A 22,055-nucleotide genomic window follows, 5' to 3' on the forward strand; every position below is an offset into this window, starting at 1 on the left:
CTTGAGAGCTTAAGGCTGATGTAAGGGTTTCAATAAATCATTTACCGTTTTAACAGGATTAAAAGTGATCAAAGGTACTTGAACAAAAACAGTTAGCCAGTTAGCCATGGCTCCGTTCCACAAACCCGGTAACTCATATCCTTTGATAGTTATACCTGCTGCATTTTTTTCGACAACAAAACCGCTATTTGGATCGACAAATTGAGTCAAATCAAATTTTTCGTTCTTATAATTCTTAATTCCGCACACTAAATCAACAGGGTTAAAATGAGTAGCTGCTTGTGCAATGTTTCTTTGTTGTGCATTATTCAAATCAACTTGAGAGCTCTCTACAATTTGTAAAGAAATCCCACCTTCATTGTCCCTAACCCAAAAAGGTCCTCCGCCTGGCTCTCCTTCGTTTTTGACCATACCACAAACCCGAATTGGCTTGTTCAAAATGGCTTTTAACACCTCTATTTTACGTTCTGGAATTTCGTTATAAAAACCTGTAATCATGGTAATATTCAACTTTTCAGTGATAAAAAGCACCATATTTTGCAAAACTTCTTCTGCAACAGAAGCTTCCTCTAAAACTCTCAAATATTTAAAAATATCTTGCTGTAAGGCTAATAAAATACCTCCTAATCCTTTTTTATAAAGGGCAATTTTATCAATGTTATTTTGAATAACATTATCTATATTTTTTATAAAAACAATGTCAGCCTCTAAATAATTCAAATTTTCAATTAAAGCCCCATGTCCTCCAGGCCTAAAAACCAATTGACCTGCTGCGTCCCTGAATGGTTTGTTATCAATAGTTACCGCAATGGTATCCGTGCTTTTATTTTGATAAGAATAACTTACATCGATGGCCGTATCAGAAAGCTTTTCGACTCTAACTTTACTGAAAGCTGCAGTTGTTTCAAAGTAATGTTGGTGCGATTCTGAAACTGTAAAATGCAAACTAGAACCTTTATTTGAGCTCGAATAATGCGTACACTCCAATAAATGCTCCTCAATAGGAGTTGCGACATGCGTTTTGTAATCGTGAAAAGGAAGAACGCCTTTTGGCTTGTTTGCAAAATCAAAATCATCTGAGGACAAGAGAACTTTAACAAAATAGTAGTTTTTTAAACTGCGATCCAAAGAATCAAAATTTTCAAATTCCTCTTTTAATTTGGCATCAACTGCTTCGAAAAAAGGAAATTTCTCCATTCCTACTATAAAAATAGATAGTTCACTAGCTTTTTTACGGTTGATATAGGCGTTAATAGATTCATTTTTATAATCAAAGTCGTTTAAAAATTCATTCAAAAATTTAAACATTCTACTGGCTGCACCTGATGCAGGAACAAACTTATTTAGACTTAAATTTGTTTTATGCGCATCAAAAAAAGCAGCTTTTTCTTGAAACTCTATATCTGATAATTTCAAAATACCGCGAGATAATTCTGCTGGGCTCACTAAATCTATCGGCGCAATGCCGTTACGGAAAAAATTTAATTGAGCTTGAATATTTTGAATGGCTATTCCATGCTGGTATATTTGTACAAAATCAGCTGTTGAAAAACCCATTGATTTAGCTAATCTCAAATCATCAATAATACGGATTGCCTTATTTAGCCTTAATTCTTGATCTCCTGATAGCGTTATAAAAGGTTTTTTGTGCTCAAGCAAGGCTTGTTTAAAGACCGCAAAGACCGATTCTCTGCCCTGAGGTTTATCTCTTAAATCATCTTTTTCCCAAGGCACATCAATGTCTGTGAGAAAAATAAGTTCGTATTCATGTTGGCATGCCGCTTGGTGCAATACAGGATCACAATAATTATAGTACACCTCCGAAAAAACCTTAGTAACCATCAAATTAGTATCACAAAAAAGATATGTATTTGCTTTTAGCGCAAGTTCATTTTCTAATTGAACTTGGCCAACTGCAATAGGAATCATGTCTTCAAGGTCACAAATTTGTTGTTTTTCGTCCCATTTTTGCTGCAAATAATCTCGGGCAAACTCAGGCACCCATTCTGTTTTATAATATGCAGCAAGTTGCCTCGCCAATGTAGTTTTACCAGTACTTTCAGGACCAAATAAAGCTACCTTGCTTATTTCTGTAGCTCCGTTTGAGCGTTGTTTGAGATTTTCTTCCATTCTAAATAGCCAAAAATGGCAACTACTGTAAATACTAAATATTGAAAACTAGTAAAAGTATATCCTTTTGCAAAATACAACGGAATCGAAATTAGATCCCCAATAATCCAAAAAATCCAATTCTCTACTTTTCTTTTGGCCATAAGCCACATTCCTACAAAGAAAATTCCAGTGATAAACGTGTCTACATAAGCGTACCATGTAGTAAATTTATCAAAAAAATAGTACACTAATGTTACAAAAGCCACTGTAAATATAAAAAGAATAATGGCAATTCGTTTTTCAGAGCGTGAAATTTTTGAAATTGGGAAAGCAACAGTTTCCCCTTCTTTTCTCGACCAATGATACCACCCGTATATGCTCATTATAAAATAGTAGCCATTGATCATCATATCGCCCCAAAGAACCCATTTCCATAATAAATACACAAATATTGAGGTACTTATTAAACCCGTTGGGAAAACCCAAATATTATCTTTCTTAGCATACCACACACTTAACAAGCCAAAAACAACAGCAACAATTTCTAGAAATATATCTAATGTTGGGTACTCTCGATACTGAGAAAAAAAATAATCTACCATTGACTAAGGATTAAAAAAATTCAAATCATTTTCAAAAGCGGTTCCAATGACCACCAAATCTGCACCAGCGTTGTAAGCACGTTGAATTCCATGCAAATCTATAATTCCTCCTCCAACTAGCAATGGAATCTCAATTTTTTGTGCTACTTTTTTTATCATTTCCATCGGCACGGGAAGTTCTGCCCCGCTTCCTGCCTCTAGATAAATGAGTTTACTACCAAGCATTTCACCTGCTAGAGCGGTATTCACTGCTAGATCTAAATCATGACGATCCAAAGGCTTAGTTTTGCTAACGCGTTCTACGGCGGTTTCATTTCCACTTTCAATCAAAATATAACCCGTAGATATGATTTCGAGCTGGGTTTGTTTCAAAATTGGTGCTGCAGTAACTTGATGTCCTATCAAATAATCCGGGTTGCGACCCGACAGTAAGGATAGAAACAAAATAGCATCTGCTTTATCTGAAATCTGCGAGGGATTACCGGGAAAAACAACAATTGGAAGAGTACAATCTTGTTTAATCCTAACTATCAATTCATCAATGATATTATGATGAACAAGGCTTCCGCCAATGAAGATATGAGTTGCTGGTGATTGATTGATTTTTGATATTAAAATCGCCACTGTGTTCCAATCCATTTTATCAGGATCAATAAGGATCGCTAATAATTTTTGATTTTGAGTTTTGGCTTTTTTGATTTGTGTGTACAAGTTCTCCATAAGTTATACCTCTAATTCGCTATTTTACGGCTTGTTTTAATTTTCAAATGCATAAACTAAAGTAAAGTTATCTATCTCTTCAAAACAGATTTTGAAATCTTGAATCACATTATCAAAATGCAATTGTGCTTTAGCCTGCTTATTTTCTAACTCAAAAGGATTTACCTGAATATGATTCTTGAAACTGATCCCTTTTTCATTTCTAATTTTAAAAATAGCTTCTTTTACACCCCAAATAACAGTTAATTTCCTAATGTATGCTGCGTCGTCCTGATTCAAAAACTGAAACTCTGTTTCACAAAACTTATTTGCAATACGTGGTATTTTATCTCTTTGCAATTCAATGTCAACACCTACAGCTTCATCACTTACAATGATGGCCGAAAAATGATGCGAATGAGTAATAGATATAAATTTTCCATCGTGTAAATGCGGCTTCCCAAAAGTGTCATAATACAAATCAAAATCTGAATAACCTGCTTGCTGTAACAACTTACGAACACTAAGAAAGGCACGTTGCTGCACCTCAGACTTCATTGCGTTTAACCGCATCTGATTATTTTCATTGAGAAGAACCTCTTGATCCAATTCGGCAAAAGATTCTGTGATTTTCCAAACTAAAATTTTAGTGTTAGAATTTAAACTCGTGATTTTAAATAATGGCATGTTAGTATCTTGATTTTTAGCCCCGATTGCAATGAAAATCCTTTTTTGAATCGCCCTTGCGAGAAAAAAAGATTGTAATGTAAAGCGGGAAATAGCTCCTAAAAACTAAAACAGTTGCAACTTTACTGTATATTTTATTGATTTTTAAAAGATTACACCACTAAACATTTCATAAATAGGAGTGAATGTTTTTATAATCATAAGTTATTATGTAAATTTGCAAAAAATTTTCACCCGATGCTCTACAGCAACCGGACGAAGTAATTACAAATATACTATAAATGAGTACAGCAACTATGCCTTTCGTGGCTTTCAAGGTTAAAGACATTTCCCTAGCGGCTTGGGGAAGAAAAGAAATTGAATTAGCAGAAGCTGAAATGCCAGGTTTAATGGCGCTTCGTGCAGAATATAAAGACGAACAACCTTTAAAAGGTGCTCGTATTGCAGGATGTTTACACATGACGATTCAAACTGCAGTTTTAATTGAAACTTTAATTGCACTTGGAGCTGAGGTAACTTGGTCTTCTTGCAACATTTTCTCTACTCAAGATCAAGCTGCTGCTGCAATTGCTGCTGCTGGAATTCAAGTTTACGCTTGGAAAGGATTGAACGAAGAGGATTTTGACTGGTGTATTGAGCAAACTCTTTTCTTTGGTGAAGACAGACAGCCATTAAACATGATTCTTGATGATGGTGGAGATTTAACAAACATGGTTATTGACCGTTACCCTCATTTAGTTGCTGGTATCAAAGGATTATCTGAAGAGACTACAACAGGAGTTCACAGATTGTACGAAAGAGTAAAAGCGGGAACATTACCAATGCCTGCTATAAACGTTAATGACTCGGTTACTAAATCGAAATTTGACAATAAATACGGTTGTAAAGAATCTGCAGTTGATGCAGTTCGTCGTGCAACTGATGTTATGCTTGCTGCAAAAAGAGTTGTAGTATGCGGATATGGTGACGTAGGTAAAGGAACTGCTGCTTCTTTTAGAGGTGCTGGATCTATTGTTACAGTTACTGAAATCGACCCAATTTGTGCTTTACAAGCTGCAATGGACGGTTTTGAAGTTAAAAAATTAGACACAGTAATTGCTACTGCTGATATCATTATCACAACAACAGGAAACAAAGACATCGTTTTAGGTTCTCACTTCGAGAAAATGAAAGATAAAACTATCGTTTGTAACATCGGACACTTTGATAACGAAATCGACATGGCTTGGTTAAACTCAAACCACGGAGCTTCAAAAGTTGAAATCAAACCACAAGTTGACAAATATACCATTGCTGGAAACGACATTATCGTTCTTGCCGAAGGTCGTTTGGTAAACCTTGGTTGTGCTACAGGTCATCCAAGTTTTGTAATGAGTAACTCATTTACAAACCAAACTTTGGCTCAAATCGAATTGTGGAAAAACAGTGCTGCTTACAACAATGAAGTGTACATGTTACCAAAACACCTTGATGAAAAAGTGGCTATGTTGCACCTTGCTAAATTAGGAGTAGAGCTTGAAACTTTACGTGACGATCAAGCAGCTTATATTGGTGTTGAAGTAGCTGGACCATTCAAACCAGAGTACTACAGATACTAGTCTTATTTGTCATTCTGACGATAGGAAGAATCTAAACCCTTGCAGCAATGCGAGGTTTTTTTGTTTTTGGGCATGACCCTCCGTAAAAACTTCGGGTCGGGCTTTTCGCTATATCTTTTATTACGCTGCGCTCCATAAAAGGATGCCGCTGCAATCCCTCATGCTATTGAACTGTAATTACTAATTTTTACAATAAATTATTTAAAATTTTTTTATAATTATTTATTTTAACTATTATTTTTATTTTTCTAATAGTTTTTTTCTATTTTTGTTTGAATCTAAAAATGGATTTTACAAAAAAAGAACTAATAAGTATTTTAAAAGAATAAACCTATTATTTTATTGTGCGTTTTCAAGGAAATGAAAGGGATTTTCTAGATTCGATCATTTAAAACCTAATGAAAGTCTAAAAAGTAATTAAATCAATATTAATATAACCCAAGAAAATAAATTTATGCTATATACCTACATAATTCTTAGAGGGAAATTTTCTCAAGACATATTTAACCAAAAAATAAATGAAGCAAAAGAACATCTCTGTCAAATCAACAATTTAAGTGCTGATAATTTTATTCTAAAAAGAAAATCGAATGAGATTTCATATTCTGTAAATCTAGAATTCTTTACAGGTAAATATCTAGAATTTGAGATTACGAAGGACAAAAATATTATTGGCTCATTAAGCTGCTTTATGAGTGAAAATTTTAACTACATAAATATTACGTAATAATTTACAAGTATATTTGTACGTATAATTTTTTAAATAAAAAGATGAGAAAAATATTATTTATTTTCGTTACGATAACTTTATTTATAAATTTTGGTTATTCTCAACAAATAATTGAAATGGAAAAAATCAATGGAACTTACCAAATCCCATGCAAAGTCAATGGTATCCCAATGAAATTCATTTTTGATACTGGAGCAACTGATGTAACAATTTCAGTTATAGAAGCAAAATTTCTACTGAAACAAGGATTAATAACGAAAGAAGATTTTATAGAAAACACAAACTATAAAATTGCAAATGGAGACATAATTGAAGGAACAAAAATTTATTTAAAAACAATTGATATCGACGGAATAATCCTAAGAAATATTCAAGCTTCAATAATTTTTCAGCAAAATGCACCTTTATTATTAGGACAATCCGCAATTGAGCAATTAGGAAAGTATTCGATTGACAGAAATAAATTAATTATTGAAAATCCCTCTTCAAAAAATGAACAACAACACCCAGAGGTACTAGAAACTATAAATTGGATTAATGAACAATTCGAGAATAATATAGCAATTCCGGGCTCAAAATATTTTTTAAAAAATATCATGTTTATAAAAAACCAACCCTTTATAATATTAGGTAGTGAAGAGGACTTCTGTGGCGAACCCTGTGAAATTCCTATAAAAAAAATAAAAACTGTAACTTTTCAAGAAATGCGTCATAATTCAGGCGATATAGTTCAACAACAACTAAGATTCGAAACAAAAAACAATGAAGAAATTATTTGGTTTAAGAATGAAGAATCAAACTGTGGCCAAGAAGGAACATATATGTTTATAAATCTTAACAACTCAGTTAATAACAATAACTTAATTTATAAAATTAAAGAGGCATTTACCCGTATAATGATGATTTATGGCAATGATGGTAAGGAATGAAACATAAGAAAAGAAAAAAACCATTATGACTACCATCAAGCCTTACTTAGTTATACTTTTAATATTTGCTTTTCAAAGCTTAGCAGCACAAGATAATGATCGAAGCGCCTACCAAACTCAGCTGTATAAATTAGCAATAAAAACGAGTGAGACCGGTGATTATTTAGAAGCAATAAGAACTTTTGCAATTAGCAACAATATCAATCCTAAAGCAGAAATTGCAGCGTTTGCAGTTAAAAAAGGTGATTCCTTAAAAAGAATATTGCGACAGAACAAAATCAACGAATTAATTGGAAAATGGAAATGGATCCCCAAAGAAGGTAATTGGGCAATACGAGAAGATAATTTGGTTGGCAAGATGATTCATATTACTACAGAAGAAATTCAGTTTTTTGAATTGTATAAAAATGCCAAAGAATGGCAACTAACACAAACCGACAAGATCCGATTTTCAGAAAATCCAGAATCTTATTCCTTTACAGAATTTTTGAATTCTAATAATGAAATTTGGGATTATAATATTAATTCAACTACCGGCGAATTAAAAGCATATTATATAGGCGAAAAAATAGACAATAATTATACTGAATTAGTATGCGGAAATCCAGAATTATTTTATTTTAAATTACAATAGTTAAAAACCTTATGACTAAAAGAAAAAACAATCAAACACAACATCTTTTTCTATTGTAGATTTCAGTTCTTGGCTTCTTGCCTTCAAAAGGTCAAAAACGTTATATTAATTAAATTTTAAACCAAGTTATACACCCGATTTACATTTATATAGCATTTAATACAATCAAGCTAAAAACAAAAAAAACCATTTCTTTCGAAATGGTTTTTTTTAAATAATTGAGAAAATCAATTATGCTTCAACTTCAAATGGAAGGATAGAAACATAAGATTTGTTATCTCTTTTCTTTTGGAAGAAAACAACTCCATCTACTCTTGCGTGTAGTGTGTGATCTTTACTGATGTAAACATTAGCACCTGGATTATGTTTTGAACCTCTTTGTCTTACGATGATGTTCCCAGCAATAGCAGCTTGACCACCAAAAATCTTTACGCCTAAACGTTTTGATTCTGATTCTCTACCATTCTTAGAACTACCGACACCTTTCTTGTGAGCCATGACGTATTAGTTTTATGTTGTTATTATTCTTGAGTATCTTCTTTTTTAGCTTTTGAAGCTTTTTTCTTTGGAGCTTCTACTTCTTCAGTAGTAGCTTCTGCTGCTGCTTTTTTAGGAGTTGCTTTTTTTGCACCTACACCAGTAATACCTTCAATTACAATTTGAGTAAGATATTGTCTGTGACCGTTTCTCTTTTTGTATCCTTTTCTTCTTTTCTTTTTGAAAATGATAACTTTATCTCCTTTTAAGTGTTGTAACACTTTAGCTTCTACTGAAGCACCTTCTATAGCTGGGGCGCCTAAAGTGATTGCTCCGTTATCATCTAATAAAAGAACTTTATCAAAAGAAACTTTTGATCCTTCTTCATTAGACAAACGGTTTACATAAACCTTTAAGTCTTTGCTTACTTTAAATTGTTGCCCTGCTATCTCTACGATTGCATACATACTGAATTGTTTTAATAATTTTTAAGGTTGCAAATATACACTTTATTTTTTATCCTGCAATTCGTACTCTAAAAAAATATTACAACCCTCTAAACACCTGATTTACTTTTCTTTTCAAGGTCATAATCTCTATTATAAATCAAACAGATGTTAAAGTTTATTTGGGTCGCATTTTTACTGTAACAAAATAAATACCTTCACTACTAATTGTCATATTAATAAAATTATTAACCTTATGAAAAATTCATTAATGGCTTTAGGTGCTTTGTTTATGCTAGGAGGAGTCGCTTCTGCGCAGAAAGTAGCTTTTGAGGAATACAAATTAGACAACGGCTTACATGTAATTTTACACAATGACCCATCTGCACCTACAGTGATTACATCTGTGATGTACCATGTGGGAGCCAAAGACGAAAATCCAGAACGCACTGGTTTTGCTCACTTTTTTGAACACTTATTATTTGAAGGAACCGAAAATATTAAACGTGGTGAATGGTTTAAAATTGTAACTGGAAATGGAGGGGTTAATAACGCCAATACTACAGATGACAGAACGTATTACTATGAAGTTTTCCCATCAAACAACTTAGAATTAGGTTTATGGATGGAAGCTGAGAGAATGTTACATCCTGTTATTAATCAAATAGGTGTTGATACTCAAAACGAAGTAGTAAAAGAAGAAAAGAGACTACGAGTGGACAACCAGCCTTACGGTAACTTCTTAGCAGAGGTAAAAAAGAACATTTTTACAAAACACCCTTACCGTTGGGCGACTATTGGTTCTATGAGTCATTTAGATGCTGCTACACTGGAGGAATTCCAAGCTTTTAATAAGAAATACTACATTCCTAATAATGCGGTTTTAATTGTAGCAGGAGATTTCAAAAAAGAACAAGCAAAAGAATGGATTAAAAAATATTTTGGACCAATTCAAAAAGGAGCTCCAATACAAAGAGAAACATTCGTTGAAGAGCCAATTACACAAACTATAAAAGCAAAATACGAGGATGCAAACATCCAAATCCCTGCTATAGTTGCTGCCTACAGAACGCCATCTATGAAAACTAGAGATGCAAGAGTATTAGATATGATTTCATCAATATTAAGCGATGGAAAAAGCTCTAGATTGTATAAGAAAATTGTAGACGACAAGAAAATGGCTTTGCAAATAGGTGCTTTTAGTAATAATCAAGAAGACTACGGAAGCTACATTATTTACGGCCTGCCACAAGCACCAAATACTGTTGAAAATATTCTTACTGAAATTGATGCAGAGATTGTAAAACTTCAAACTGAATTGATCTCTGAAAAGGATTTACAAAAACTACAAAACAAGTTCGAAAATCAATACGTAAACAGCAATTCAACAATTGATGGTATTGCAGATAATCTTGCAACCTACTATTTATTGTACGGCGATGTTAACTTGATCAACACCGAGATAGAAATTTACCAATCTATTACTCGTGAGGAAATAAGAGATGTTGCAAAAAAATATTTGAATCCAAACCAAAGGTTAGTTTTGGATTATGTTCCATCTAAAGACAAAGCTCAAAACTAAGATATCTCATTATGAAAAAATCAATATTAATTATATCAAGCTTGTTCTTAACCATAATTATGCAAGGACAAATCATCCCACAGCCAAAACCTGGAGTAGCTCCATCCATCAAAATTGGAAAACCACAAACATTTGAATTAAAAAATGGTTTAAAAGTTATGGTCGTTGAGAACCATAAACTACCACGTGTATCCTTTAGTCTTACCTTAGATAACGACCCTTATACTGAGGGTGATAAAAAAGGTGTGTCTGAAATGACAAGTGCTTTGATAGGCAGCGGAACTTCAAAAATTTCTAAAACAGCTTTTAACGAAGAAGTTGATTTTCTTGGAGCAAACATCAATTTTAGTTCTAATGGAGCATCAGCAAGTTCTCTTTCAAAATACGCAGGACGCGTATTAGAGTTAATGGCTGACGGAGCCTTGAATCCTGTTTTTACTCAAGAGGAATTTGACAAAGAAAAGGCAAAATTTATTGAAGGGCTAAAGTCGAATGAAAAAAGCGTTTCAGCAGTAGCTGGAAGAGTTGTAAATGTTTTAACATACGGTAAAAATCATCCAGCTGGTGAATTTGTAAGCGAAACTACGCTAAAAAATGTAACACTAGAGGATGTAAAAACAAATTACAACACCTATTTTGTTCCTAGTAACGCTTATCTTATTATTGTTGGAGACGTAAAGTTTAGCGAGACTAAAAAAATGGTTGAGAAATTCTTTAGCAACTGGAAAAAAGCTGTTGCGCCATCAATATCATATACTGATCCAAAGGATGTTCCTCAAACACAAATTAACTTTATTGACATGCCAAACGCAGTTCAATCAGAAGTTGCTGTGGTGAATATGTCTAAACTTAAAATGACAGATCCTGATTATTTTGCTGTTTTAATTGCAAACCAAATTTTAGGGGGTGATTTTAATAGTTACATAAACATGAACTTGAGAGAAGCTCATGGATGGACTTATGGTGCTAGAAGTAGCATTTATGGAGACAAAAGAGTTGGAACTTTCAATGCTTCTACTCAAGTACGTAACGCTGTTACAGACAGTACAGTAGTTGAAATTTTCAAAGAATTAAAAAAGATTAGAACTGAAAAAGTATCTGAGGAAATGCTAGCAAGCGTAAAAGCGGGTTACATCGGTAGGTTTGTAATGCAAATTGAAAAACCTCAAACTGTTGCTGGTTATGCTTTAAGAATCCAATCACAAGGTTTACCTGCTGATTTCTACGAAAACTATATTAAAAACATCAGTGCCGTAACTGCCGATGACGTTCTTCGTGTAGCTAACAAATATTTCTTAGCTGATAATAGCCGTATCGTTATAGTAGGTAAAGCTGCTGATGTTGCTGCTGGATTAGAAAAACTAAAATATCCAGTACAATATTTTGATAAATATGGTAATCCAACTGCAAAACCAGAGTTAAAGAAAGCTATTCCTGCAGGAGTTACAGTAAAAAGTGTTCTTGACAATTACATCAAAGCTATTGGCGGACTTCAAGCAGCACAAGCAGTAAAAACTATTGTGATGAACGGAAGTACTACAATTCCACAAGCTCCAGCTCCACTAAGTTTTGTTTCAAAAACCGATTCAAAAGGAATGTTAATAGTAGAGTTAACCATGGGAACGATGAGCTTGATGAAGCAAGTGGTAAATGAAAAAGGAGGCTATGTGATGCAACAAGGGCAAAAACAAATTCTTGAAGGCGAAATGTTGAACGATATGAAAGCAGAAGCTACTCCATTCAAAGAATTAACACTAGCTACAAAAGAAGGTGTTACATTGGTAAATATTGAAACAATTAATGGTAAAGATGCGTACGCAATTAAAAATGGTAAAACTACATTGTTCTATGATGTGGCTTCAGGTTTAAAAGTAGCCGATTCAGTTGTACTAGAGCAAGGTGGCAAGAGTATGACTAAAACTACTTCATACAGTGATTATAGAGAAGTAAAAGGCGTTAAAGTTCCTTTTAACATGATTCAAAATGTAGGTTTTGATCTTGATATTAAAATAAGCGATGTTAAAATTAACGAAGGAGTACTTGCTACTGATTTTCAATAAACAAACAGCGCATAAATAATAAAGGTTGTCTAGCAATAGGCAACCTTTTTTTGATTAAAAATTTCTTGGGCGTGACCCCATAAAAAAAGGGACCTACTCAGCAATACCGGCTAGTTGGTCCCTTTTTTTATGCTGTCGGGCAATACGCGCTACTTCGGTAGCTTGCTGCTTTCCCTCACGCAAAACCGTCACAAGAGTATTTATTTCTTTGCAGACAAATACACTCCTATTAAAACAATAAAAGCACCAAAAAGCTGCACGGGTGTCAACATTTCATTGTCTAACAATCCCCAACAAAAAGCAACAACAGGAATTAAATACGTTACTGATGTAGCAAAAACAGGTGAAGACATTTGAATCAATTTAAAGAAAAGAATATTTGCAATTCCTGTCCCTACAACCCCTAAAACCATAATAAACAAGATCGACTCTTGTACTTTAAGTTCGCCTACTTGCGAAAAGAAATTCGTAAACAGTAAAACGGTAAAAGCAGGCACCAAAAGCACGATGAAATTTCCAGTTGTAATACTCAACGGACTCAAATCATGTAAGTACTTCTTGATTAGATTTACATTTACTGCATAACATATTGACGCTATCAAAACTAAAATAGCGTAGTAATAATTTTGCTCAGGATGATGAAAAGCACCATTCAAAATCAACAAAGCACTTCCTATAAGTCCTATTAATATCCCAAAGGTTTGATTTCTTTTAAACTGCAAACCAAAAACGAGTGCACCAATAACAAGCGTATTCAAAGGCGTTAAAGAATTCAATATAGAACTCACAGAACTATCAATTTCTGTTTGTGCAATTGCAAATAAATAGGCTGGAATAAAAGTACCAAACAAAGAAGTTAGCGCAATATACTTCCATTTGAACGAAGGTATTTTAGCAGCACTTTTAAAACCAATAATAATTAAAAAAATGGAGGCAAATATAATTCGGAGCGAACCTAATTGCATGGCTGTTAACCCTACCAATCCTTTCTTGATCAAAATAAAAGAACTCCCCCACACAAGCGCGAGAACAACAAGATACACCCACTTTAACTGCTTTGATTCCATATAGATAATTTTACTCCAAAATTGTACTTTTTTTATGAATTACGCCTTCATTTTTTAATTAATTTTGTGAACACATTTAGAAAATAAACTTTTAATAATAACGTCATGAATTTCAATAAATCAATACTTGCATTATTGTTTGCTTGCACCCTTTTTGTGGGATGTAAAGAATCAGAAAACAAAAAACCAGGAACTGAAATTGCTGCTGATGCTGAAGGCAAAAAAAATCCAAACGCAAAACCAAAGAAAATTGCTGCAGCAAATTTACAAACGGCAAACTTTGCAGTAGAAGGAATGACCTGTGCTATAGGTTGCGCCAAAACCATTCAAGAAGACTTAACCCAACTTGAAGGCGTTCAAGAAGCCACCGTAAACTTTGAGACAAAACAAGCCAAAGTAACTTTTGACAAAACCATTCAGTCACCTGAAAAACTAACCAAAGTGGTTGAGGCAGCCGCTGATGGTAAAACGTACAAGGTAAAAGATATGAAATCTTAAACGTTGCATATTAAAACGAAAAAATCCTCATAAAGAGGATTTTTTTTGTTGATAGAGGTTACGCTTTTTTTGATATTATCAGTATAACCTAACTGTTATTTCCATTTTAAAGTTTCCATGAGGCGCTGCATATCATTTTTTATATAACTGGCTGCAGGCATAATTGAATCAAAATTGGGCTTGGCATAAAAATATACGGATCCCGTTACAAAATGTCTCGTACTGTCTGTTACATAAAATTGTGAGTTTGTAGCAGCATTCCCGTCCACTTGATAAAACATACCGAACACTTTTTTATCTGGATTCAAGTACGGCTGCTCCAAGATATCATCTGCTTTTATAACGTGTTTAAAAGTTAGTGTTTGCGCATCTCGCAACAACGCGTTTATGTTGTTTCGAACAGGATTATAGGTCAAAAAAATGGTCGCTTTCATTTTAGGATACGTAATAGTAAAACCACAATTTTTTTCTTTTTTAATGATTGCCTCCGAGTTCATCTCAAATCCAAAAGGACATTCATTGGCAAAATTCACATAAGTAGCCTCAGGATAATCCAATCGTAAAAAGCCTGCCGGTTTTGGCAATAACTCCTCTTTACAGCTAAATAAAACTGTAACCAATAGTATTAACGTGATGCTAATTTTTATTTTTTTTAAAATCATTTTCGAAATTTATTTAAAAGAAACTATCCTATTTTATTTTCTCAAAACGGCAAGTCATTAATATGTAGCGTCTTATTTTCGGGTTCAAAATTAGTGTTTTTTGAATCAGCACCCGCAGCTGTAGATTTATTGTTTTCACTTTCTTTTTTTGTAGTAAGAAAAGTGAATTCAGTCACTTGAATTTCCATGGTTTGCTTTGTACTTCCGTCTTCTGCTTGCCATTGTCGTGATTTAATTCTGCCTTCAACATAAATTTTATCTCCCTTAGAAAGGTATTTTTCACAAAGTTCAGCGGCTTTGTTACGCACTACAAGATTGTGCCATTCCGTTGAAGTTATTTTTTCATTGGTAGTTTTATTGATGTACACTTCATTAGTAGCTAGCTGAAACCTGCCTATGCAATTGCCTCCCTCAAAGTAGTGCATCTTGATGGCGTCACCAAGATAGCCTATAAGCATGACTTTATTTAATGTTCCGTTCATTGTGATTTGTGGTATGTATCAAAGGTACATTTTTTTTGGAAACGGTTTAAAACAATTCTTTTTCAATAAAATTATGAATAACAATTGGGAACGGAAAACTTCGCAAAGTTTCAATATCTATTGCGTTTTCTAAAGTTTCTTCTACTTGAACCTTCCAAAACCTAATGTATAAATGCTGGTGGGACAATTTGTGCAATACACTCTTTGTGTTGTACTCATATATAATAGGTTTCGATTCCTCTTTACCATATACTTCTTGAACATATTCATTCACACAATCAAAACCTTCCTCTTTATCGGTTTCTAAAACTGGAAACTCATATAGGTTGTGCCAAATTCCTTTATCAGTACGTTTTTGAACTAAAGCATTACTGTTAGCATCTTCAAAAACTAAATAATTAAAGTAGCGATTTCGTACTTTGAGCTTTTTTGACTTTACAGGCAATTGATCGACTTTGTTTTTCTGCAAAGCCATGCAGCTATCATTAAAAACACAACCGCCACAATCAGGACTTTTAGGTACGCATTGCAAGGCACCAAACTCCATTATGGCTTGATTAAAAATTGCAGGATTGTCCTTTGGCATCAGTTCAAAAGCCAAAGCAGAAAATTCATTTTTGGCTGCTGCCTGAGCAATATCTGTTTCCACATCAAAATAACGAGCCAAAACCCGAAAAACATTTCCATCAACTACTGGAACGGCTTCATTATAGGCAAATGATGCAATTGCTGCAGCTGTATACGTACCTACTCCTTTTAGTTTTAAAAGCTCATTATAGTTTTCTGGAAATACACCTGACAGTTCAGTAGCTATGTATTGGGCCGTTTTGTGCAAATTACGTGCTCTAGAATAATACCCTAAACCTTGCCATAATTTTAAGACTTGTTCTTCACTTGCAGCGGCCAAATCAAAAACGGTGGGAAATGCTGTAGTAAAAGCAAAAAAATAGGGCATTCCTTGCGCCACACGTGTTTGTTGTAACATGATTTCTGAGAGCCAAATCTCGTATGGATTTGTGGTATGACGCCATGGCAAATCACGTTTGTTTTGTAAATACCAATCTGTCAGTGTTTTATAAAAAATCATGTTTTAATTATTTGTTAGCAAAAGTAAAAGTTTATGTAATTAAAATTTAATGAATTAGCTTGAATTATTGTTTTTTAAATTCCTATATTTGCAAACTCAAAAAAATAGTACAACATTATAAATAGGAAAGAAAATGACGAAAGCAGATATCGTAGCAAAAATTTCAGAAAAATTAGGTCTTGAAAAAGGAGATGTACAAGCAACTGTAGAGACCTTTATGAATGAAGTTAAAAATTCATTAGAAACTGGCGACAATGTATATTTAAGAGGTTTTGGAAGTTTTATAGTGAAGACTAGAGCTGAGAAAACAGGTAGAAATATCTCAAAAAATACAACTATTAAGATTCCTGCACATAACATTCCTGCATTCAAACCTGCAAAAGTTTTTGTAGAAGGAGTGAAAACAAATAACGAAGCAAAATAATAATATTAATCATAAAATCGACAAGACATGCCAAGTGGTAAAAAAAGAAAGAGACATAAGGTAGCAACGCACAAACGTAAAAAAAGAGCGAGAGCTAACCGTCACAAGAAGAAAAAGTAGTTTTAAACTACTTTTTTCTTTTTAAACGTTCATTGAAATTGAAAATCCAGTCAGCAATATACAGTCTCCGTCAGCACTTCAGCTAAAAACTGAAACTGTATATTGTAAACTGAAATTTTCTCCGGGTACAATACCTGTTAAATTATTGTTTAATCCATCCTTACAGCCAGTTATGGGTTATGAGTTATGAGTTATGAGTTGCAATACTTTTGACTTTCGACTTTTGACTTTCGACTTAAAGTCAGGATAAAAATTTACAAATGAATAAAGAATTAATCATTAGATCTAGTTCTGAAGCCGTAGATTTTGCCTTATTAAAAGATGGAAAACTAATTGAATTACACAAAGAAGAAGAAAAAAGCAACTTCCAAGTAGGCGATATTTTTATTGCTAAAATCAGGAAACCAGTTGCTGGACTCAATGCTGCTTTTGTAAACGTAGGCTTTGAAAAAGATGCCTTTTTACATTATCATGATTTAGGACCTAACCTATCTTCTCAACTGAAATTCATAAAACTTGTAAGCGCAGGTAAAATAAAAGATTTCTCCCTAAAAAACTTTCAGTTTGAAAAAGAAATAGACAAAGATGGCACCATTACTGATGTTTTGAATGCCAATCAATCTGTTTTAGTACAAGTCGTCAAAGAACCTATATCCACAAAAGGACCAAGGATAAGCGCTGAGCTTTCTCTTGCCGGAAGATTTATAGTTTTGGTTCCGTTTTCTGACCGCGTTTCTATTTCACAAAAAATAGAAGACAAAAAAGAAAAGGAACGCTTGAAACGATTAGTGCAATCTGTCAAACCAAAAGGATTTGGTGTTATTGTTCGCACAGTAGCCGAAGGCAAAAGCACAGTAGAATTAGAAAAAGATTTGCAGAACCTGCTAAGCAGATGGACTGCAATGTGTAAAAAATTACCAACTGCTCATCATCCGTCAAAAGTACTTGGAGAGCTCAACAGAGCTTCATCAATACTTCGAGACGTGTTTAATGATACCTTTAGCGGTATTCAAATAGATGATGAAGAGTTGTACAACCAAACAAAGGATTACTTGCAAGAAATTGCACCATCCAAACAATCAATTGTAAAGTTCTATCAATCAAAAGACACACCTATTTTTGAGAAATACAACATAGAGCGACAAATCAAGACTTCATTTGGGAAAACAGTTTCCATGAGTAAAGGAGCTTACCTAATTATAGAACACACCGAAGCGTTGCACGTTATAGACGTAAACAGCGGAAACCGTTCTAACAAAGCTACCAACCAAGAAGATACTGCCATGGAAGTCAATATGATTGCTGCTGCCGAAATTGCTAGACAATTACGTCTGCGAGATATGGGCGGTATCATTGTAGTTGATTTTATCGATATGTCAAATCCTGAAAATCGCAAAGTGTTGTTCGATTTCTTAAAAGAAGAAATGAGCGATGATAAAGCCAAACACAAAATCTTACCTCCTAGTAAATTTGGTTTAGTCCAAATTACAAGACAAAGAGTAAGACCAGAAGTTAATATTAAAACTAGAGAAGAAGATCCAAACAATGTAGAAGGCGAAATTGAAGCGCCAATCCAAATCATTGATAAAATAGCTTTTGACCTAGAAAGAGTATTAAAAAACCACAATCAAGTAGTTCTTAATGTACATCCGTTTGTGGCCGCATACCTTACCAAAGGTTTTCCATCATTGCGTTCAAGATGGTTTCTTGAACACAAAAAATGGGTGAAAATTATACCTCGTGATGCTTACACGTACCTAGAATATCACTTTTATGACAAAAAAGAAAATGCTGTCATAGAATAAAACAAACTCCTCAAGAAATTGGGGAGTTTTTTTTTGCTCTTTTTTTAGTAGCTACTTCCAGCTATCCGCTATATTCCCGATCAAAAAAACTACGACCGAAAAAGCCTTGTTTTTTAAGATCGGGAGATGCCGCTGCTATCTGGGCTAAGAGAATCAATTTCAAAAGAAGATTCTCTATTAAAAAGATATTCAGAATTCAAAAAATCATTCCCTAACAATTTCAATCTTCCTCCTAATTTCGTTTCCAAATTCATCTACCACAGTGATATAATGAAACCCTGTTGTTGCCGAGATTGGCATTTCATGAAAAGTTTTCGTACTGCCTTTAAACACTTGGTCAACATACCAAAAAAGTTTACTATCTCTTTGCGAATGCGCTACTTTTAAAATCACAGGCTGAACTTCGCTATTAAAATTCTTAGTCAGGTAGATTTTGCTATTTGTTTTCGGATAAATAAAATCCATTGTTGCGGTTTGTGTACCCATACAATCACTCCTAAACGGTGGCAATGGCAAATATTCAATATGCTGACTTTTGTAATACCAAGCCATTACGGGTGGCAAAATGAACCAGTTCTTAGTGACTATATTTTCAATGTTTTCGCAACTACTGTTCACTTGAAATTGCAGTAAATTATCCAAATGCACGGTTTTGTGATACGGACAAATCGAAGTGTTTTTCCCTTTTTTTGGAACGAGCTGTTTTATTGTTGGGCAACCGTCTTTGGCCAAATGACCACTCAAACTGCACACCTCAACTTCTTCTAAATCCTTAAATGGGGTATCAAACCATCGTTGTCTAGACAACAAATTAAAAACATCAAATAAAATTGGTGCCGCACTAGTGACACCCGTCAAGGTAGGTCTACCTTCTCCTGTCGCGTTACCCACCCATACACCTACCACATATCTCGCATTGGTACCTATCGCCCACGCATCACGATTCCCGAAACTTGTTCCCGTTTTCCAAGCAATCTTGAGTGAACTATCATAAAATTTCCAAGCCTCATCACCTTCGGGACGATTGACTTGTTCCATTGCGTTATAAGTGAGCCAAATTGATCCTGCACCCAAGATGTTCTTTTGCTTGGTTTCGTCGCCAAAATCAACTTGAACATCATCCTGATAGTTTAATTCTGCAAATTCATTGGTTCTGTAGTTTCCTTGATTTTTATTGAAAAAATTTAAAGTTGAAGACAAACCAGCATAGGTTCGGCACAGATCCCATAAATTACTTTCGGCACCACCCAAAATAAGTGACAAACCGTAATGATCAGGCGGTTTTGAAATATCCCGTAATTTAAATCGCTGCAATTCTTCGTAAAATTTATTCACTCCAAAATCCTGTAACATCAATACAGATGGGATGTTCAAGGATCGTGCTAATGCCCGATGCGCTGGAACGGCTCCATCAAATGTCAGGTTGAAATTCTGAGGCGTATAACCCGCAATCTGCGTTGGTATATCTGCCACTAATGTATTCGGCAACAACTCTCCATCATCTAGCATACCGGCGTATAAAAGCGGTTTCAGAATACTTCCTGTACTTCTTGGCGCATCAATAATATCGACATCTTTTTGATGATTCCCATCCGTAGGCGAGTTACCCACATAGCTCATCACTTTTCTATTCGAGACGTCAATTACCAAAATAGCCAAATTATGCACTTCATTTTGCTTGTATTGGTTGTAATAATACTTTGCAATTTGATTGACCCTGTTTTGCAACCCAATCTCTACTGTCGTTTTCACCCGAGTTCCATCTTGATTCTTAGCTACTCTTTGCAATAAATGAGGTGCAATTTGTGGTAAATCATACGGTTTTTGAGGCAAAGGTTCGTCTATAGAAAGTTTGTAAGTTTGCTTGTCAATTACACCTTCTTGGTTTAATTTCAACAACAGTCGGTTGCGTTTACTCAATAATTTAACTTGGTTTTTTCCGGGATAAATTAAACTGGGCGCATTAGGTAAAACAGCTAAAGTTGCACTCTCGGCCCATGACAATTGATGGGATTGGACGCCAAAATACCGCCAAGAAGCCATTTCGAGACCCACTACATTCCCGCCAAAAGGAGCGTGCGCAGCATACAGTTCCAAAATTTCGTTTTTAGAATAGCCCAATTCTAATCGGGTGGCAAGAATGAGTTCGATTATTTTTTCAAAATAAGTTCGCCTTTTCCCGTTTCTGGATAAGCGAATAACTTGTTGCGTCAGCGTGCTTCCGCCCCGAACGACTTTGCCTGCTTTTCTATTTTGCTGGACAGCATTGACCATCGCCATAGGATTGAATCCGGGGTGTTTATAGAAATATTCGTCTTCAAAATAAACAATACATTTTTTGAACTTATCTGGAACGCTGTCTTGAGAAGGAAATCGCCATTGCCCATCGAGAGCAATTTTGGCACCAAGCAATTCGCCTTCTTTACTTTCAATCACCGTCGAATAAGGTTCTTGAAACAATGTTCCTGGCAATGAAAAATAATAAACCACCAACAGCAAAAAGGCTATTGATGATTTAATTTTATTTCTTTTTATCCAATTTTTGATGCGTTGCAAGAACGCTAATAGTTTATTTTTCAAAGTGAAGTTTGTTTGTTTCTCTTCCTAACAGGTTTCTTTTAACCTGTTAGGTATGCTTTGACAATCCTAAAATAAAAATTAGTTTAACATAATAATACCTAACAGGTTTTAGAAACCTGTTAGGATAAGTAATCTAGTCATCCATTTTATAAATCGAATCAATTACGCCCTCATAAACCAATCTGTTTTCGTCGTGATAAAATTTAAAATTCTCTAAACCTCCAAATAGTTCAAGAATAAAATCCCTAGCAATACTTGTTTCTTTATTTGACAAATAAGAGCGATAGGATGAACGTGAATACGTTTCGAATGATTTGGTAAATTTATGTTTAACAGGGTTTAAATGGGTATAAACTATCAATTGCTTCAAATAAGCTTCATTTTCGATTCTATTTCTTTGTAAATGTTCTTGAAATAAACTTCCTGTTCGATTATAAACGGTATTTATACTTTTGGCATACGAATTAAAAAAGTTAGAAAAAGGCAAATGAATTCTCTCTTTAAATTTTTCTGGCAACTCTTCCTTGTCTTTAATTCTTAACACAATATGAAAATGATTCTTGAGTAAACAGTAAGCATAAACATCCGCAATTGGTAAAAGATATTTCTTCATTTTCTCAAGAAAATAATTATAGTTTTTCTCCTCAATAAAAATATTCTCCTTGTTATTTCCTCTATTGTATATGTGATAATATTGACCTGATTCGAAAATATCTTTTTCCATAGCTAATACCCTTTTTTATCATCCTAATAGGTTTTGTAAACCTGTTAGGT

The 22,055-nt window shown here is 34.1% G+C and carries 20 protein-coding genes; 8 read left to right on the forward strand and 12 right to left on the reverse strand.

The features are described from left to right. Positions 1 to 9: 9 nt before the first annotated feature. The 4 genes from IQ05_RS02930 to IQ05_RS02945 are packed head-to-tail and all read right to left on the reverse strand — an operon-like array spanning position 10 to position 4,100. The gene (locus IQ05_RS02930) at positions 10 to 2,130 is read right to left on the reverse strand and encodes a DUF4301 family protein (protein ID WP_144889659.1); all 2,121 of its coding nucleotides are present in this window, start codon (positions 2,128 to 2,130) and stop codon (positions 10 to 12) included. Beyond that, positions 2,085 to 2,714, reverse strand: coding sequence for a nicotinamide riboside transporter PnuC (pnuC, locus tag IQ05_RS02935; RefSeq protein ID WP_144889661.1), 630 nt, complete (start codon positions 2,712 to 2,714; stop codon positions 2,085 to 2,087). Before pnuC ends, IQ05_RS02930 begins: the two co-directional genes overlap by 46 nt. 3 nt (positions 2,715 to 2,717) lie before the next feature. Next, positions 2,718 to 3,434 (reverse strand): geranylgeranylglyceryl/heptaprenylglyceryl phosphate synthase, encoded by a 717-nt coding sequence (locus IQ05_RS02940; protein ID WP_144889663.1) that lies wholly within the window; start codon positions 3,432 to 3,434, stop codon positions 2,718 to 2,720. A 36-nt stretch (positions 3,435 to 3,470) separates the two neighbouring features. After that, the gene (locus IQ05_RS02945) at positions 3,471 to 4,100 is read right to left on the reverse strand and encodes a 4'-phosphopantetheinyl transferase family protein (RefSeq protein ID WP_144889665.1); all 630 of its coding nucleotides are present in this window, start codon (positions 4,098 to 4,100) and stop codon (positions 3,471 to 3,473) included. Positions 4,101 to 4,381: 281 nt separating this feature from the next. Here IQ05_RS02945 and ahcY point away from each other — a divergent pair, with 281 nt between their 5' ends. From ahcY to IQ05_RS02960, 3 genes are all read left to right on the forward strand, one after another. Beyond that, positions 4,382 to 5,698 carry an adenosylhomocysteinase gene (ahcY, locus tag IQ05_RS02950; protein WP_144889667.1) on the forward strand — a complete coding sequence of 439 codons (1,317 nt, stop codon included), beginning with the start codon at positions 4,382 to 4,384 and terminating at the stop codon, positions 5,696 to 5,698. Positions 5,699 to 6,469: 771 nt separating this feature from the next. Next, complete coding sequence (locus tag IQ05_RS02955) at positions 6,470 to 7,357, forward strand: retropepsin-like aspartic protease family protein (RefSeq protein ID WP_144889669.1); 888 nt, start codon at positions 6,470 to 6,472, stop codon at positions 7,355 to 7,357. Positions 7,358 to 7,382: 25 nt separating this feature from the next. After that, positions 7,383 to 7,991, forward strand: coding sequence for a hypothetical protein (locus IQ05_RS02960; protein ID WP_144889672.1), 609 nt, complete (start codon positions 7,383 to 7,385; stop codon positions 7,989 to 7,991). 231 nt (positions 7,992 to 8,222) lie between these two features. On the opposite strand, the gene rpmA is transcribed toward IQ05_RS02960, so the two are convergent. Continuing rightward, a complete protein-coding gene (rpmA, locus tag IQ05_RS02965) occupies positions 8,223 to 8,489 on the reverse strand; it encodes a 50S ribosomal protein L27 (RefSeq protein WP_086453627.1) in 267 nt (88 codons plus the stop codon). Positions 8,490 to 8,512: 23 nt separating this feature from the next. Beyond that, positions 8,513 to 8,935 (reverse strand): 50S ribosomal protein L21, encoded by a 423-nt coding sequence (rplU, locus tag IQ05_RS02970; RefSeq protein ID WP_144889674.1) that lies wholly within the window; start codon positions 8,933 to 8,935, stop codon positions 8,513 to 8,515. A 235-nt stretch (positions 8,936 to 9,170) separates the two neighbouring features. Between rplU and IQ05_RS02975 the strand changes: the two genes are divergently transcribed. Together IQ05_RS02975 and IQ05_RS02980 are read left to right on the forward strand one after the other, a co-directional pair. Beyond that, on the forward strand, positions 9,171 to 10,496 hold the full coding sequence (locus tag IQ05_RS02975) for a M16 family metallopeptidase (protein WP_144889677.1): 1,326 nt from the start codon (positions 9,171 to 9,173) through the stop codon (positions 10,494 to 10,496). Between the two features lie 11 nt (positions 10,497 to 10,507). Next, positions 10,508 to 12,556: a M16 family metallopeptidase gene (locus tag IQ05_RS02980; protein ID WP_208653342.1), complete on the forward strand. Its 2,049-nt coding sequence runs from the start codon at positions 10,508 to 10,510 to the stop codon at positions 12,554 to 12,556. 200 nt (positions 12,557 to 12,756) lie between these two features. Here IQ05_RS02980 and IQ05_RS02985 read toward each other — a convergent pair whose 3' ends face one another. Beyond that, entirely contained in the window at positions 12,757 to 13,623 is an 867-nt protein-coding gene (locus IQ05_RS02985; protein WP_144889679.1) for a DMT family transporter, read from the reverse strand. Between the two features lie 105 nt (positions 13,624 to 13,728). Between IQ05_RS02985 and IQ05_RS02990 the strand changes: the two genes are divergently transcribed. After that, entirely contained in the window at positions 13,729 to 14,121 is a 393-nt protein-coding gene (locus IQ05_RS02990; RefSeq protein WP_144889681.1) for a heavy-metal-associated domain-containing protein, read from the forward strand. A gap of 95 nt (positions 14,122 to 14,216) precedes the next feature. Here the strand turns inward: IQ05_RS02990 and gldD are convergent, their stop codons facing one another. From gldD to mutY, 3 genes are read right to left on the reverse strand one after another with little or no spacing between them, the layout of a single operon-like run. Continuing rightward, positions 14,217 to 14,780, reverse strand: coding sequence for a gliding motility lipoprotein GldD (gene gldD / locus IQ05_RS02995; RefSeq protein WP_144889792.1), 564 nt, complete (start codon positions 14,778 to 14,780; stop codon positions 14,217 to 14,219). Between the two features lie 44 nt (positions 14,781 to 14,824). Next, positions 14,825 to 15,265, reverse strand: a complete 441-nt coding sequence (locus IQ05_RS03000) for a single-stranded DNA-binding protein (RefSeq protein WP_144889683.1) — start codon at positions 15,263 to 15,265, stop codon at positions 14,825 to 14,827. Between the two features lie 46 nt (positions 15,266 to 15,311). Continuing rightward, complete coding sequence (gene mutY, locus IQ05_RS03005; protein WP_144889685.1) at positions 15,312 to 16,352, reverse strand: A/G-specific adenine glycosylase; 1,041 nt, start codon at positions 16,350 to 16,352, stop codon at positions 15,312 to 15,314. Between the two features lie 133 nt (positions 16,353 to 16,485). On the opposite strand from mutY, the gene IQ05_RS03010 reads away from it, so the two are divergent. Beyond that, entirely contained in the window at positions 16,486 to 16,776 is a 291-nt protein-coding gene (locus tag IQ05_RS03010) for an HU family DNA-binding protein (RefSeq protein WP_066080765.1), read from the forward strand. A gap of 380 nt (positions 16,777 to 17,156) precedes the next feature. After that, on the forward strand, positions 17,157 to 18,701 hold the full coding sequence (locus IQ05_RS03015) for an Rne/Rng family ribonuclease (RefSeq protein ID WP_144889687.1): 1,545 nt from the start codon (positions 17,157 to 17,159) through the stop codon (positions 18,699 to 18,701). A 204-nt stretch (positions 18,702 to 18,905) separates the two neighbouring features. On the opposite strand, the gene pbpC is transcribed toward IQ05_RS03015, so the two are convergent. Both pbpC and IQ05_RS03025 read right to left on the reverse strand, forming a co-directional pair. Continuing rightward, positions 18,906 to 21,281 carry a penicillin-binding protein 1C gene (pbpC, locus tag IQ05_RS03020; RefSeq protein ID WP_144889689.1) on the reverse strand — a complete coding sequence of 792 codons (2,376 nt, stop codon included), beginning with the start codon at positions 21,279 to 21,281 and terminating at the stop codon, positions 18,906 to 18,908. A 133-nt stretch (positions 21,282 to 21,414) separates the two neighbouring features. Continuing rightward, complete coding sequence (locus IQ05_RS03025; protein ID WP_144889691.1) at positions 21,415 to 22,005, reverse strand: transposase; 591 nt, start codon at positions 22,003 to 22,005, stop codon at positions 21,415 to 21,417. Positions 22,006 to 22,055 lie beyond the last annotated feature (50 nt).

This window comes from Flavobacterium tiangeerense (genome assembly GCF_007830355.1).
GTDB classification, from domain to species: Bacteria; Bacteroidota; Bacteroidia; order Flavobacteriales; family Flavobacteriaceae; genus Flavobacterium; species Flavobacterium tiangeerense.